Source organism: Martelella radicis (assembly GCF_014196625.1).
GTDB classification, from domain to species: Bacteria; Pseudomonadota; Alphaproteobacteria; order Rhizobiales; family Rhizobiaceae; genus Martelella; species Martelella radicis.
The window spans coordinates 445,829-461,134 of sequence record NZ_JACIDZ010000002.1; the positions used below are offsets into that span (position 1 = coordinate 445,829).

Annotated in this window: 12 protein-coding genes; 9 read left to right on the plus strand and 3 right to left on the minus strand. The window is 61.9% G+C overall.

The window, feature by feature from the left end; translation table 11 throughout:
• The first annotated feature begins 102 nt into the window (after positions 1 to 102).
• Entirely contained in the window at positions 103 to 1,197 is a 1,095-nt protein-coding gene (nspC, locus tag GGR30_RS05645; protein ID WP_183483385.1) for a carboxynorspermidine decarboxylase, read from the plus strand.
• A gap of 86 nt (positions 1,198 to 1,283) precedes the next feature.
• On the plus strand, positions 1,284 to 2,528 hold the full coding sequence (locus GGR30_RS05650) for a saccharopine dehydrogenase family protein (RefSeq protein ID WP_183483387.1): 1,245 nt from the start codon (positions 1,284 to 1,286) through the stop codon (positions 2,526 to 2,528).
• Between the two features lie 93 nt (positions 2,529 to 2,621).
• Here GGR30_RS05650 and GGR30_RS23740 read toward each other — a convergent pair whose 3' ends face one another.
• Positions 2,622 to 2,963, minus strand: coding sequence for a hypothetical protein (locus GGR30_RS23740; protein ID WP_425488337.1), 342 nt, complete (start codon positions 2,961 to 2,963; stop codon positions 2,622 to 2,624).
• On the opposite strand from GGR30_RS23740, the gene GGR30_RS05660 reads away from it, so the two are divergent.
• Together GGR30_RS05660 and coaBC are read left to right on the plus strand one after the other, a co-directional pair.
• Complete coding sequence (locus tag GGR30_RS05660; RefSeq protein ID WP_183483389.1) at positions 2,962 to 3,333, plus strand: helix-turn-helix domain-containing protein; 372 nt, start codon at positions 2,962 to 2,964, stop codon at positions 3,331 to 3,333. The two genes, GGR30_RS23740 and GGR30_RS05660, sit on opposite strands and share 2 nt — an antisense overlap.
• 76 nt (positions 3,334 to 3,409) lie before the next feature.
• Positions 3,410 to 4,630, plus strand: coding sequence for a bifunctional phosphopantothenoylcysteine decarboxylase/phosphopantothenate--cysteine ligase CoaBC (gene coaBC / locus GGR30_RS05665; protein ID WP_183483391.1), 1,221 nt, complete (start codon positions 3,410 to 3,412; stop codon positions 4,628 to 4,630).
• Here the strand turns inward: coaBC and GGR30_RS05670 are convergent.
• The gene (locus GGR30_RS05670) at positions 4,605 to 4,934 is read right to left on the minus strand and encodes a chaperone modulator CbpM (protein WP_183483393.1); all 330 of its coding nucleotides are present in this window, start codon (positions 4,932 to 4,934) and stop codon (positions 4,605 to 4,607) included. The two genes, coaBC and GGR30_RS05670, sit on opposite strands and share 26 nt — an antisense overlap.
• Positions 4,931 to 5,869 carry a DnaJ C-terminal domain-containing protein gene (locus tag GGR30_RS05675; protein ID WP_183483395.1) on the minus strand — a complete coding sequence of 313 codons (939 nt, stop codon included), beginning with the start codon at positions 5,867 to 5,869 and terminating at the stop codon, positions 4,931 to 4,933. The genes GGR30_RS05670 and GGR30_RS05675 overlap by 4 nt, the downstream gene beginning before the upstream one ends.
• 170 nt (positions 5,870 to 6,039) lie before the next feature.
• On the opposite strand from GGR30_RS05675, the gene GGR30_RS05680 reads away from it, so the two are divergent.
• The 5 genes from GGR30_RS05680 to pyc all read left to right on the plus strand — a co-directional run bounded on the left by GGR30_RS05680 (position 6,040) and on the right by pyc (position 15,020).
• The gene (locus GGR30_RS05680; protein WP_183483397.1) at positions 6,040 to 6,240 is read left to right on the plus strand and encodes a YgaP family membrane protein; all 201 of its coding nucleotides are present in this window, start codon (positions 6,040 to 6,042) and stop codon (positions 6,238 to 6,240) included.
• Between the two features lie 8 nt (positions 6,241 to 6,248).
• Positions 6,249 to 7,247 carry an efflux RND transporter periplasmic adaptor subunit gene (locus tag GGR30_RS05685; protein WP_246413583.1) on the plus strand — a complete coding sequence of 333 codons (999 nt, stop codon included), beginning with the start codon at positions 6,249 to 6,251 and terminating at the stop codon, positions 7,245 to 7,247.
• Positions 7,244 to 10,438, plus strand: coding sequence for an efflux RND transporter permease subunit (locus GGR30_RS05690; protein ID WP_183483399.1), 3,195 nt, complete (start codon positions 7,244 to 7,246; stop codon positions 10,436 to 10,438). Before GGR30_RS05685 ends, GGR30_RS05690 begins: the two co-directional genes overlap by 4 nt.
• Before the next feature lie 273 nt (positions 10,439 to 10,711).
• Positions 10,712 to 11,455 carry a helix-turn-helix transcriptional regulator gene (locus GGR30_RS05695; RefSeq protein WP_183483401.1) on the plus strand — a complete coding sequence of 248 codons (744 nt, stop codon included), beginning with the start codon at positions 10,712 to 10,714 and terminating at the stop codon, positions 11,453 to 11,455.
• A 106-nt stretch (positions 11,456 to 11,561) separates the two neighbouring features.
• Entirely contained in the window at positions 11,562 to 15,020 is a 3,459-nt protein-coding gene (gene pyc / locus GGR30_RS05700) for a pyruvate carboxylase (RefSeq protein ID WP_183483403.1), read from the plus strand.
• The last annotated feature ends 286 nt before the right edge of the window (positions 15,021 to 15,306 follow it).

A 15,306-nucleotide genomic window follows, 5' to 3' on the forward strand; every position in this document is an offset into this window, starting at 1 on the left:
CGAATTCAGCCTCCCGCGCTTGATTTTGGCGAATGCTTCGATAGATAGAGCCGAAACACTTCAAGCGGCATGACCTTTCGCCGCAACCCGAAAGGCCCGGCTATGCAGACCCCCTATTACCTCATCGACAGGTCGAGGCTTCAGCGGAACCTCGACAAGATCGCCTGGCTCCGCGAGGCCTCCGGCGCGAAGGCGTTGCTGGCGCTCAAATGCTTTGCCACATGGTCGGTCTTTGACCAGATGAGCCGGTATATGGACGGCACGACATCCTCCTCGCTTTTCGAGGTCAAGCTTGGCCACGAGAAATTCGGCGGCGAGACCCATGCCTATTCGGTCGCCTACGGCGAAGACGAGATCGACGAGGTTCTGGAAAACTGTGACAAGATCATTTTCAACTCGATCGGCCAGCTTTCGCGTTTCAGGGCGCAATCCGAGGGCAAGATCCGGGGCCTGCGCGTCAATCCGCAGGTCTCGACCTCGGATTTCGACCTTGCCGACCCGGCCCGTCCCTTCTCGCGGCTCGGCGAGCATGATCCGGCGGTGATCGAAGCCGTGCTGGACCAGGTTTCCGGCTTCATGTTTCACAACAATTGCGAGAACGAGGATTTCGACCGGTTCGACGCGATGCTGACCGTCATCGAGGAGCGCTTCGGTCCTCTGATCGAACGCCTCGACTGGGTCAGCCTCGGCGGCGGCATTCATTTCACCGGCGAGAACTATCCGCTGGCAAAGCTCGCCGCACGGCTCAAGGCCTTTGCCGAGAAATACGGTGTTCAGGTCTATCTGGAGCCGGGCGAAGCGGCCATCACGGGCGCCGCGACGCTGGAAGTCACCGTGCTCGACACGCTGAACAACGGCAAGGACCTCGCCATCGTCGATTCATCGATCGAGGCGCATATGCTCGACCTGCTGATCTATCGCGAAAGCGCGAAGATCCTGCCCGATACCGGGCCGCACAAGGTGATGGTCTGCGGAAAGTCCTGCCTTGCCGGCGATATTTTCGGCGAGTTTTCCTTTGAAGAGCCGGTCAAGGTCGGCGACCGGCTGTCGATCGAAAATGCCGCCGGTTACACTATGGTCAAGAAGAACTGGTTCAATGGTGTGAAAATGCCGGCGATCGCGATCCGCGAGGAGAACGGCGAGATCCGTACCGTTCGCGAATTCGGCTATGAAGATTTCAGATCCGCCCTGTCGTAAGGCCGGGCTGACCCGCGGAGCGGTTTGCCGCTCCAACCCTTGATTTCGGGCAGGCGAAGCTGCCCAAAACCGGAGGCGTTGTTCCGATGAAGAAAAACGTGCTGATTATCGGCGCGGGCGGCGTGGCCCAGGTGGTCGCCCATAAATGTGCCCAGAACAATGATGTGCTCGGCGATATCCATATCGCCTCGCGCACCAAGTCCAAATGCGATGCGATCATCGAGAGCGTTCTGGAAAAGAAGGCGATGAAACAGGACGGCGTCCTGCTCGCCCATCAGCTTGATGCGCTCGACATTCCCTCGACCGTCGCGCTGATCAACCAGACCGGCGTCGAGATCGTCATCAATGTCGGCACCGCCTTTCTCAACATGTCGGTGCTGGAAGCTTGCCTGGAAACGGGCGCGGCCTATATCGACACCGCCATCCACGAAGAGCCCGACAAGATCTGCGAAACCCCGCCGTGGTATGCGAACTACGAGTGGAAGCGCAAGGATCGTTGCGCGGAAAAGGGCGTCACCGCCATTCTCGGCGCCGGCTTCGATCCGGGGGTCGTCAACGCCTATGCCCGCCTTGCCAAGGATGATTATGTCGACGACATCACCGACATCGACATTGTCGACATCAATGCCGGCAGCCACGGCAAGTATTTCGCCACGAACTTCGACCCGGAAATCAATTTCCGCGAGTTCACCGGCACGGTCTACGCCTGGCAGAACAATGAATGGACGACCAACAAAATGTTCGAGGTCGGCCATGAGTTCGACCTGCCGGTGGTCGGCAAGCAGAAGGCCTACATGTCCGGCCATGACGAGATCCACTCGCTGTCGAAGAACATGGGTTCGCCCAATGTCCGTTTCTGGATGGGTTTCGGCGACCACTACATCAATGTCTTCACCGTGTTGAAAAGCCTCGGCCTTTTGTCCGAACAGCCGGTGATGACGGCGGAAGGCCAGGAAGTGGTGCCGCTGAAGGTGGTCAAGGCCGTGCTGCCTGACCCGTCATCGCTGGCGCCGAATTATACCGGCAAGACCTGCATCGGTGATTTCGTCAAGGGCACCAAGGACGGCAAGCCGGCGGAAGTCTTCATCTACAACGTCTCCGACCACAAGGAGGCGTATAACGAAGTCGGCTCACAGGGCATTTCCTTTACCGCCGGCGTTCCCCCGGTCGCAGCCGCCATTCTGGTGGCCTCCGGCGAATGGGACGTGAAGACCATGGCCAATGTCGAGGAACTGCCGCCCAAGCCCTTCCTGCATGTCCTCAACCACATCGGCCTGCCGACCCGGATCAAGGACGAAAACGGCGACCGCGCGCTCGATTTTTCGAAGTAGGTCAGGTGGCAGATCATTTATTGACCCCGTAGCGGAAACGCTGCGGGGTTTTTCTCGTTCGGTCGTCATCTTGACTCTATTTTTGGGAGGGTACTATTTTTCCCAAAATGGGAAATTTGCATGCGGATAATCAAGACACTTCATCTGCATGAATATGCCGGAAAACATCCCGACGCTGCTGCGGCGATCGAGAACTGGATCATGACAGTGCGTTAGGCTGAGTGGCGTAAGCTGCAGGATGTTCGCGGTGTTTTCAGCAAGGCAATGCCGCTTGGGACAGATCGGGTTCGCTTCGAGATTGCCGGAGGCGACTATCGTCTGATCGCAGCCTTCGATTTCCATCGGCAGGCCGTTTTTATAAAGTTCATTGGCACGCATGCCGAATATGACCGGATCGATGCCCACACGGTCGCGCAATTTCGACGAGGATGACATGGAACCGAAGATCATCAAGACAGAAGACCAGTATGCGGCCGCAGTTGCGGAGATCGAACGCCTCTGGGGGGCCGATGATGACACGCCTGACGGAGACAGGCTCGATCTGCTGATCCTGCTGGTCGAAGACTATGAAGCCCGCAACATCGTGCCGCTCGATGTCGACCCGATCGACCTCCTGAAGGCGAACATGGAAGCGAGGGGAAGGACGCAAGGCGATCTGGCAGCGCTGATCGGATCGAAATCGCGTGCTTCGGAAATTCTCAACCGGAAACGCTCGCTGACAAAAGAACAGATTCATTTGATCAGTTCGAACTGGGGCATTCCGGCCGATTTGCTCGTCAAGCCCTACGCGCTTGCTGCGGCCTGAATGCCGAGGCTAAGCATGGTGGTTTTCTGCCGTTGAATTCATGCTAAAACCGCCCTGAACAACGGGCGGGCTTCTCATGGCGCTGAAAGACAAACGCATTCTTCTGATCATTGCCGGCGGGATCGCGGCCTATAAGAGCCTCGATCTGATCCGCAGGCTGAAGGAACGCGGCGCGCGGGTGACGCCGGTGATGACGGCGGCGGCGACCGAATTCATCACGCCGCTCGCCGTCGGCGCGCTGTCCGGCGGGCATGTGTTTACCGATCTCTTTTCCCGCACCGAGGAACAGGATGTCGGCCATATCCGCCTTGCGCGCGAGAATGACCTGATCGTGGTCGCGCCTGCGACGGCCAATCTGATGGCGAAGATGGCGAACGGGTTGGCCGATGATCTGGCCAGTGCCGTGCTTCTGGCGCGCGATTGCCCGGTGCTTCTGGCGCCGGCGATGAACCCGAAAATGTGGACGGCAGCCCCGACGCAGCGCAATCTGGCGACGCTTCTTGCGGATGGCGCAAAGACGATCGGGCCGATGGCCGGCGAAATGGCCGAAAGCGGCGAGGCAGGGACCGGCCGCATGGCCGAGCCGATGGAGATCATTGGCGCGATCGAGGCCTTGTTCGATGACGCGCCGAAGCCGCTTCAGGGAAAGCGCGCCATCGTCACCTCCGGCCCCACCCATGAGCCGATCGATCCGGTGCGCTATATCGCAAATCGCTCCTCCGGCCGCCAGGGCCATGCGATCGCGGCGGCGCTGGCAAAACTCGGCGCGGATGTGACCCTCGTCTCCGGTCCGGTAACGATTGCCGACCCCGACGGCGTGGCGACCGTTCATGTGGAGAGCGCACGCGAAATGCTGGCCGCCGTGGAGAAGGCGTTGCCCGCCGATATCGCGGTCATGGTCGCCGCCGTCGCCGACTGGCGGGCAGCCGATTCAGCTATGCAGAAGATGAAGAAGAAGCCGGGGGAAGCTCCGCCGCCCTTGCTGCTTGCGGAAAACCCAGACATCCTGAAGTCCATCGGCCATCATCAAAGCCGTCCGGCGCTCGTCGTCGGCTTTGCCGCGGAGACCAGCAATGTCGAGGCCTATGCCCGCGACAAGCTTTCCCGCAAGGGCGCCGACCTGATCGTCGCCAATGACGTATCAAAGGCGGGCGTCATGGGCGGCGCGCGCAACGCGGTGACGCTGGTGACGAAGGACGGCGCCGAGACCTGGCCGGACCTCGACAAGACCGAGGTCGCGGCAAGGCTTGCGGCGTGGATCGCGGGCAGTCTCAGCGGCGCTCCTGCAGCCGTTTGATCACCGCGGCGCGAACATCCTCGCCCTCGGCGTTCAACGCCCGGTCCAGGGCCTTCATCCGTCGGCGCAGCGAGTTGAGTTCGTCCATCAGGCCGAGGACCACAGGAACCGCCTCGTCATTGACCTCGAGATCCTCCGTCAGCTCGACAATGAGCTGCAGACGGGCAAGGTCGGTCTCGTCGAAGGCCGGGCCGCGCTCGCCCTGGCGGGGTTTCACCCATGAGCGGGTGACACAGATTTCCAGACGTTCGGCGCTCAGCCGGCCGAACCGCTCCAGCACCTCTGTTTTCGTCATGATGATCATCGCCGGCCTCCCTTCCAGCCCGCGCGCGGATCGTGCGGATGGTTCTCGCGCCAGGCCTTGAGCGCTTCCTCAAGGGCGGGATCCGCCTTTTGCGGCAGCACGATCTTCAGCGTCACCAGCATGTCTCCGGCGCCGCCGCCTGCTTTCGGCGCGCCCTTGCCCTTGAGCCGCATGACCCGTCCCGAGCTCGAATTTGCCGGAACCTTCAGGTTGACCCGTCCGTCGATCGTCGGAACGGAAACCGTCGCGCCGAGCACCGCCTCGTCGATGCCGACGGGCAGGTCGATCTTGATGTCGTCGCCATCGCGGGTGAAGACGGGGTCGGGCAGGACCTCGACGCGCACATAGGCATCGCCCGGCGGCCCGCCATTGAGGCCCGGCTCACCCTTTCCGGCAAGCCTCATCGTCTTGCCGTCCTCGATGCCGGCCGGAATGGTGAGCGCGATCTTGCCGCCCTCGGGCAGGCCGACCGTCTTCTTCGCGCCGGTGAGCGCTTCAATGAGGCTGACCTGGAGGTGAAAGTGGCGATCCTGCCCGCGCATGCGCATTGAACCGCGCTCCCCGAATGAACCGCCGGACGCCCTGCCGCCGAAGGCGCGGGCGAAGAACTCGCCGAGATCGTCGAACCCGCCCTCGAATTCGTAGCGCGCGCTCGGGTCGGCCTCGGCATGGGCGCGGTAATATTGCCGCTCCGGCCGTTCCTGCTGGTTGATGTCGATCTCGCCGGCATCGAACCGGCGGCGTTTCTCCGGATCGCTCAAAAGGTCATAGGCCGCCGTCACCTGGCCGAACTGTTCGGCCTTGGCGGCGTCACCGGGGTTGAGGTCCGGGTGAAGCTTCTTGGCAAGCTGCCGGTAGGCCTTCTTGATCTCGTCCTGAGATGCCGTCTTGGCAACGCCGAGCAATTGATAGGGGTCGTGTTGTTGTTGCGCCATGGTTGTGACCTTGATCAATCGGCGGTTGGGCCGCCTTGCCTTATGATATGGGAATGGCCGTTTCGGCTTTCCAGACTTCGCCTTGCCTGGATGGAGAGCAGAACGGCACTTGCAAAACCGTTATAATAACGTATATACGAAAGTACGTATCTTTTAGCGAGGAGTTTGCAATGTCTCTCGATCGTGCCGTTCTGGCCTTTGCCGGTGTCATGGTTCTTCTGTCGGTGGTTCTGACGGTGTTCGTCAGCATCTACTGGCTGTGGTTCACCGCCTTCATCGGCTTCAACATGCTGCAATCGGCCTTCACCGGCTTTTGCCCGGCGGCCATGATTTTCAAGAAGCTCGGCATCAAGCCCGGCACCGCATTCTGAAAGGCGAGATGATGATGCCCAGAGCGCTTGCATGGCGCGGCACGGCCGCGCTTCTTGCCGCCTTCCTCACGGCCGTTTCAGCCTCCGCCGCGACGCTGAAGGTCGAGCCGATAACCGTGCCGGAATGGAAGGCCGTCTATGGCGAGGTCAAGGCCCGCGACACCGTGCCGGCGCGCGCCCGCATCGGCGGCACGCTCGAATCGCTGACGCTGACGGAAGGCGACACGGTGAGCGAGGGCGATGTGATCGGCACCGTCCGGGACGACAAGCTCGACTACCAGATTGCCGCCTATGAGGCGCAGCTGAAGGGGCTCAACGCCTCGCTGGAAAATGCCCGTTCGGAACTGGAGCGCGGCGAAAACCTCAACCAGCGCGGCGTGATGAGCAATCAGCAGCTCGACACGCTGAGGACCCAGGTCGATGTCGTCGTCAACAACATCGCCTCGGTCAACGCCAATATGGAAGTGGTGCGCCAGCAGCTGCGCGAGGGCGATATCCTGGCGCCGGCTTCCGGCCGCGTCCTGCAGGTGCCGGTCGTCGAGGGCTCGGTCATTCTGCCCGGCGAGACTGTCGCCACGATCGGTTCCGGCGGCTTTTTTCTGAGGCTTGCGATCCCCGCCCGCCACGCGAACCTTCTGGAGGAGGGGGCATCCATCGAGATCAGCCGTCCCGGCGCCGAGGGCGAGGCCACCGGAAAACTGGTCAAGCTCTATCCGGAACTCGAAAACAACCGTGTGATCGCCGATGTGGAGGTCGACGGGCTGAAGACCGGCTATGTCAATCAGCGCTTCCTGGTGCGCGTGCCGATCGGCGAGCGCGAGGCTTTCTTCGTGCCCGAAAATGCCGTGACGACCCGCCACGGGCTCGATTTCGTCACCGTTGCCCTTGGCGGCGGGGAAACGCGCGAGAAGACCGTGATGACCGGCGGAAATGCCAATGTCAACGGACAGACCATGACCGAGATACTGACCGGGCTTTCCCCCGGCGATGAGGTAATCGTCCCATGAAACCGCACAAGCTTGGTCTTGCCGGCGGGCTGACCAAATCCTTCATCGCATCGCCGCTGACGCCGCTTTTCCTGCTGGCGGCGCTGGCGCTCGGCATCGTGGCCCTTCTCACTTTGCCGCGCGAGGAAGAACCGCAGATCTCCGTTCCCATGGTCGACATCATCGTCCAGGCTCCCGGGCTGAAGGCGGAGGATGCGGTCAAGCTCGTCTCCGAACCGCTGGAGACGATCATCAAGGGCATCAATGATGTCGAGCATGTCTATTCGCAGACATCCGACAACCAGGTCATGGTCACCGCCCGCTTCATGGTCGGCACGCCGGCCGACAGCGCGGTGCTGCGCGTCCACGACAAGGTCATGGCCAATATGTCCGACATTCCCGTCGGCATTCCCGAGCCGCTGATCATCGGCCGCACCATTGACGATGTTGCCATTGTCGCGCTGACGCTGACGCCGGCCGATGGCCAGGATGCGGGCATCACCGCCAACGACCTCACCCGTGTTGCCCGCGAATTGCAGACCGAACTCACCAAGATCGACGAGGTGGGGCTTACCTATCTGGTCGGCGAGACCGGCGAGGCGATCCGCATTGCGCCGGATCCGGAACGGCTGGCCCTTTACGGGGTGACGCTGAAGGCGCTGACCGGAAAGGTGACGGCGGCAAACCGCGCCTTCTCCACCGGCACGGTGCGCGACAACGGCATGCAGATCGACGTGATGGCCGGCCAGACCCTGTCTTCGCCCGGCGAGATCGGCAATCTCCTGCTGACGAGCGCCGACGGCCGTCCGGTCTATGTCCGTGATGTCGCCGATATTTTCTATATCACCAATGATTCCGACGCGATTGCCTCCTCGGTCACGCTTGCCGACGACGGCACGATGGATCGCGTTCCGGCCGTCACCCTGGCAATCGCCAAGCGCGCAGGCGCCAACGCGGTCAATGTCGCCCACGACATTCTCCACCGCGTCGACGAGCTGAAGGGTACGCTGATCCCCGACACGATGGCCGTTTCGGTCACCCGTGACTATGGCGAGACGGCCAACGAAAAGGCCAACGAACTGCTGTTCCACCTGGCGCTTGCAACCGTGTCGATCATCATCCTCGTCTGGGTTGCGATCGGGCTCAGGGAAGCGCTGGTGGTGGCCATCGTCATTCCGGTGACAATCCTGCTGACGCTGTTTGCCGCCAATATCATGGGCTATACGCTGAACCGCGTGTCGCTGTTCGCGCTGATCTTCTCCATCGGCATCCTCGTGGATGACGCCATCGTCGTGATCGAGAATATTGCCCGCCACTGGGCGATGCCCGATGAGCGCACCCGCGTTCAGGCGGCGATCGAGGCCGTGGCGGAAGTCGGCAATCCGACCATCGTCGCGACGCTGACGGTTGTTGCGGCGCTGCTGCCGATGATGTTCGTCTCCGGCATGATGGGCCCCTATATGAGCCCGATCCCGGCGGTGGCCTCGGCGGCGATGATCTTCTCCTTCTTCGTCGCCGTGATGATCACGCCCTGGCTGATGGTGAAGATTGCCGGCAATGCCAAGCTCCATGCCGAGGACGGCCATGGCGGCGGGGCGCTCGGCCGCGCCTATGCGGCGGTTGCCCGCCCGATCCTGAAGACGAAATTCCGCTCCTGGACCTTCATCGGCCTTGTTCTGGTCGCCACGTTCGGCTCGCTCAGCCTGTTCTACACCAAGCATGTCACCGTCAAGCTTCTGCCCTTCGACAACAAGTCGGAACTGCAGGTGACGATCGACCTGCCCGAGGGCGCCTCGGTCGAGGAGACCGACGCCATTGCCCAAGCCGTTGCCGATGTGGTGCTGCAGACGCCGGAAGTCATGTCGGTCCAGACCCATGCCGGCACCGCCTCGCCCTTCAACTTCAACGGGCTGGTCCGCCATTACTACATGCGCAACCGGCCGGAGATGGGCGACGTCCAGATCAACCTGACGCCGAAGGGCGAACGCGACCGTTCCAGCCACGAGATCGCGCTCGATCTGAGGCAGAAGATCCTGGCGGAGGTTCCCGTGCCTGCGGGCAGTTCGCTCAAGGTCGTCGAGCCGCCGCCCGGCCCGCCGGTCATGGCGACGCTGCTTGCCGAGATCTACGGCCCGGATGCCGAAACCCGTCGCGCCGTTGCTGAAAAGGTCAAGGAAGCATTCCGCTCCGTGCCGTTCATCGTCGATGTCGATGACAGCTACGGCCAGCAGACGCGACGCCTAAGGGTGGCGATTTCCGGCGATGACCTGGAAAGCTACGGCGTTGCCGAACAGGATGTCTTCGACGCGCTGTCGGCGCTTAACGGCACCACCACGGTCGGCTACTCCCATCGCGGCGGCGGCCGTCCCCCGATCCCGATCGAGATCGGCCGCACAAAGGACCAGAAGGTGCTCGACGAGACCTTCCTGTCGACGCCCGTTGCCTCGGCGACCGGCGGAACTGTCTCTGTGGTCGAACTCGGCGATGTCGTGACCGTCACCGAAGAGCCGACCTCCTACGCCATCTTCCGTCATAACGGCCACTATGCCGACATGGTGACCGGCGAGCTGGCGGGCGATTTCGAGGCGCCGCTTTACGGCATGCTCGCCGTTCAGGATGCCATCGATGCGATGGACTGGGGCGACTTGCCGAAGCCGGTGATCAAGCTGCACGGCCAGCCGGAGGATGAATCCGAGCCGGTTCTCTTGTGGGACGGCGAATGGGAGGTCACCTGGGTGACGTTCCGCGACATGGGCGCCGCCTTCATGGTTGCGCTTCTCGGGATCTATATCCTTGTGGTCGCCCAGTTCGGCTCGTTCAAGGTGCCGCTGGTGATCCTGACGCCGGTGCCGCTGACCTTCATCGGCATCATGCTCGGCCACTGGATGTTCAACGCGCCGTTCACGGCCACCTCGATGATCGGCTTCATCGCGCTTGCGGGCATCATCGTGCGCAACTCGATCCTGCTGGTCGACTTCATCCGGCATACCAAATCGGATGACGTGCCCATGGTCGACACGCTGATCGCCGCCGGTGCGATCCGCTTCAAGCCGATCCTCTTGACCGCGCTTGCGGCGATCATCGGCGCGGCGGTCATCCTGGCAGATCCGATCTTCCAGGGCCTGGCGATCTCGCTCCTGTTCGGTCTTATATCGTCGACCCTGCTGACGGTGCTGATCATCCCGGCGATCTACCGGACGCTGAGAAGCTGATTTTCCGGCGGCCGCGACGCGCATTGCCTCGCGGCCGCCGCACAACCGCGGCAGGCATCGATGGCCAATTCAGGGCCGGAAAACTTCGCCACTTCCGCGTTTAGTGGAAAAGCTGCCGTTTACTAATCCCATGGTTGATATTGCCCTTGATACGTGTAAAAATTTTGCCTTGTAATCAAGGGTCACGGTATCTCGATGAGCCCGTTACGCAAACAGAACTCGCCCGCCCGGTGCGAAGGAGCCTCGTCAGCAAGCCCGAAAGAACACATCCCCTTGCAGAAATACCAAGACTTGCTGGAATACCTCGTCCTGATCCATGAGGTGGACAGCCTGACAAGCCTTTACAGGTCCCTCGACAAGGTCGCCCATTGCTATGGTCTTGCCCCGCTCGGGCTGTTTCGGCGGACCGTGACGCCCGCGCGCGACGCCATCGAATGGCAAAGCCTGCTCGAAAGCGGGCGCGAGGCTCAACTGCTTTTCGATGGCGAGGCCGATGGCCTGCTGCTCTCGACGGGCGTTTTCGGTAGCCATTACTTCTGGGATACGGCGATGGCGGCCGGCCAGCGGCTGAACCCCGCGCTCTACCGAAGGCTGCGCACGCGTTGCGCGAAGGCGGCCGAGGCCGGGCTCAGTCACGGCGTGACCTTTCCTGTCTTCGCGCGCGAGGGCCTTGCCGGCGCGCTTGTTCTGGCGCGCGAAGACAGGATCGAGCTTTCGCCCCTCGAGATCAGTCTTTTCGGAGCGGTTGCCCGTGAAACGTCAAGGCGCTGTCTCGCCATTCTGCAACGCGGCGAAACGCAGCCCGGCGTCCTTGTCTCAACGCCAGAGCTTTCCTCGCGCGAGTTGACTATCCTCAAGAATCTTGCCGACGGCATGACCTCGGTCGAGACCGGCAGGGCGATCGGTCTCACCAATCACACCGTCAACTGGTATGTCAGCGGGCTGCAGCAGAAGCTCGGCGCCCGCAACCGGCAAAACCTTGTCGCCCTTGCATTTCGGCTCGGTCTCGTCTCCTGATTGCCGCAAATCGATTAAGGCCGAAAGCCGGATTTGCGCTTGCCTCAGAGTTTGGCTATGACTTTAAAATTGCGATTGTCACGCTTTTTTCCTGAGGAGGCTTTCCTTGCCGATTTCAAAGATTCTCGTCGCCAACCGTTCCGAGATTGCCATCCGTGTTTTTCGCGCTGCAAACGAACTCGACATAAAAACGGTCGCGATCTGGGCGGAAGAGGACAAGCTGGCGCTGCACCGGTTCAAGGCGGATGAGAGCTACCAGGTCGGACGCGGCCCGCATCTTGATCACGACATGGGCCCGATCGAAAGCTACCTCTCCATCGAGGAAGTGATCCGTGTCGCCAAGCTTTCCGGCGCCGATGCCATTCACCCGGGTTACGGCCTTCTGTCCGAAAGTCCCGAATTCGTCGATGCCTGCGCGGAAGCCGGCATCACCTTCATCGGCCCGAAGGCCGAGACCATGCGCCGGCTTGGCAACAAGGTTGCCGCCCGCAACCTCGCCATCGAGGTCGGGGTCCCGGTCGTGCCGGCAACCGATCCGCTGCCCGATGACATGGCGGAAGTCGAGCGGATGGCCGAGGAAATCGGCTTTCCGGTGATGCTGAAGGCATCCTGGGGCGGCGGCGGTCGCGGCATGCGCGTCATCCGCTCCAAGGCCGATCTCGCCCGCGAGGTGACGGAGGCCAAGCGCGAGGCCAAGGCCGCCTTCGGCAAGGACGAGGTCTATCTCGAAAAGCTGGTTGAGCGCGCCCGTCACGTGGAAAGTCAGATCCTTGGCGATACCCACGGCAATGTGGTGCATCTGTTTGAGCGCGACTGTTCGATCCAGCGCCGCAACCAGAAGGTCGTCGAGCGCGCGCCGGCGCCTTATCTGACCGAGGCGCAGCGCGCCGAACTCGCCGAATATTCGCTGAAGATCGGCCGGGCCACCGACTACATCGGGGCGGGCACGGTCGAGTATCTGATGGATGCCGATACCGGCAAGTTCTACTTCATCGAGGTCAATCCGCGTATCCAGGTCGAGCACACGGTGACGGAAACCGTGACCGGCATCGACATCGTCAAGGCGCAGATTCACATTCTCGATGGCGCCGTGATCGGCACCGAGGAATCCGGCGTTCCGCCGCAGGAGGAGATCTACCTGCGCGGCCACGCGCTCCAGTGCCGCATCACCACGGAAGACCCGGAACACAATTTCATTCCCGATTACGGCCGCATCACCGCCTATCGCGGCGCGACCGGCTTCGGCATCCGTCTTGACGGCGGCACCGCCTATTCGGGCGCGGTGATCACCCGCTTCTACGATCCGCTTCTGGAAAAGGTCACCGCCTGGGCGCCGTCGCCGCAGGAGGCCGCGCGCCGCATGGACCGGGCATTGCGCGAGTTCCGCATCCGCGGGGTGGCGACCAACCTCACCTTCCTCGAAGCGATCATCACCCATCCGCAGTTCATGGACTACAGCTACACCACGCGTTTCATCGATGAGACGCCGGAGCTGTTCGACCAGGTCAGGCGTCAGGACCGCGCGACAAAGCTTCTGACCTATCTGGCCGATGTCACCGTCAACGGCCATCCGGAAGTCAAGGGTCGCCCGCGCCCGTCCGACGAGATTGCCGCACCCGTCGTGCCCTTCATCGAGGGCGATCCGAAGCCGGGCACCAAGCAGCTTCTCGACAAGATGGGACCGGAAAAGTTCGCCAAGTGGATGCGCAACGAAAAGCGCGTGCTGATGACGGACACCACCATGCGCGACGGCCACCAGTCGCTGCTGGCGACCCGCATGCGCACCCATGACATCGCCACGATTGCCGGAACCTATGCCAAGGCGCTGCCGGAACTGCTTTCGCTCGAATGCTGGGGCGGGGCGACCTTCGACGTGTCGATGCGCTTCCTGACTGAAGACCCTTGGGAACGCTTGGCAAAGGTTCGCCAGAACGCGCCGAACCTTCTCTTGCAGATGCTGCTTAGAGGCGCAAACGGCGTCGGCTACAAGAACTACCCCGACAATGTGGTCAAATACTTCGTCCGCCAGGCCGCCGCGGGCGGTATCGATCTTTTCCGCGTCTTCGACTGCCTGAACTGGGTGGAGAACATGCGCGTCTCGATGGATGCCGTGGCCGAGGAAGGCAAGCTCTGCGAGGCGGCGATCTGCTATACGGGCGACATCCTGAACGCGCGCCGTCCGCAATATGACCTGAAATACTACACCGACCTTGCCAAGGAACTGGAAGCCGCCGGCGCCCATATCATCGCGGTCAAGGACATGGCCGGCCTGCTGAAGCCGGCAGCGGCAAAATTGCTGTTCACCGCGCTGCGCGATGCCACCGATCTTCCGATCCACTTCCACACGCATGACACGTCCGGCATTTCAGCCGCCACGGTGCTGTCGGCGATCGACGCCGGCGTCGATGCCGTCGATGCCGCGATGGACGCGTTTTCCGGCAACACCTCGCAGCCCTGCCTTGGCTCGATCGTCGAGGCGCTGAAGGGCCACGAGCGCGATCCGGGGCTGAACACCGGCTATATCCGCCGCATCTCCTTCTACTGGGAGGCCGTGCGCCACCAGTATTCGGCCTTTGAGAGCGACCTGAAGGGGCCCGCATCGGAAGTCTACCTGCACGAAATGCCGGGCGGCCAGTTCACCAATCTGAAGGAACAGGCCCGCTCGCTCGGTCTCGAGACCCGCTGGCACGAAGTGGCGCAGGCCTATGCCGACGCCAACCAGATGTTCGGCGATATCGTCAAGGTGACGCCGTCCTCCAAGGTTGTCGGCGACATGGCGCTGATGATGGTGAGCCAGGATCTTTCCGTCGCCGATGTCGAAAGCCCGGCCAAGGACATGTCTTTCCCCGATTCGGTCATCTCCATGCTGAAGGGCGATCTCGGCCAGCCGCCGGCCGGTTGGCCGGAAGCCCTGCAGAAGAAGGCGCTGAAGGGCGACAAGCCCTATACGGTGCGCCCCGGCTCGCTACTGGAAGACGCGGACCTCGAGGCCGAACGCAAGCAGGCCGAGGAAAAGGTCGGCCGCGAGATCAATGATTTCGAACTCGCCTCCTACCTGATGTATCCGAAGGTCTTCGTCGACTATGCGCTGGCGAGCGAGACCTACGGTCCCGTCTCGGTCCTGCCGACGCCTGCCTATTTCTACGGTCTCGACGAGGGCGACGAGCTTTTCGCCGATCTCGAAGTGGGCAAGACCATCGTGGTGCAGAACCAGGCGATCACCAGCCCGGACGAGAAGGGCATGGTCACCGTGTTCTTCGAACTGAACGGCGCGCCGCGCTCGATCAAAGTGCCGGACCGTGCCCATGGCGCAACCGGCGGCGCCAACCAGAAGGTGGATCCGGCGAACCAGAACCAGATCGGCGCGCCGATGCCGGGCGTGATTTCCACCGTTGCCGTCTCCGCCGGCCAGCAGGTCTCCTCCGGCGATGTGCTCGTCTCGATCGAAGCGATGAAGATGGAAACCGCGCTCCACGCCGACCGCGACGGCGTCATCAAGGAAGTCCACGTCAAGGCAGGCGACCAGATCGACGCCAAGGACCTTCTGGTGGTGTTCGAGGACTGAGACCAGCCCTTCAGCCTGAGATGTTCGAAAACCCCGGTCATTCGGCCGGGGGTCAGTGTGTTGAAAATGAACCTGTTACAGAAGCTGAGCGCCTGCCCCCATTCTCCGTCACCCCGGCCCTGAGCCGGGGTCCAGGGCCACAAAAATGCCTTGTGCCACAGCGTTTTAGGCGCGATGGTCTGCGCAATTTAGCCCTGGCAACTGTATTGTTTTGTACCTGTTCAGGCTGGTTTGTACATGGTCTGATCTCTTAGCATTGCGTTTGCAAGGGTTAGGATTTTTCGTG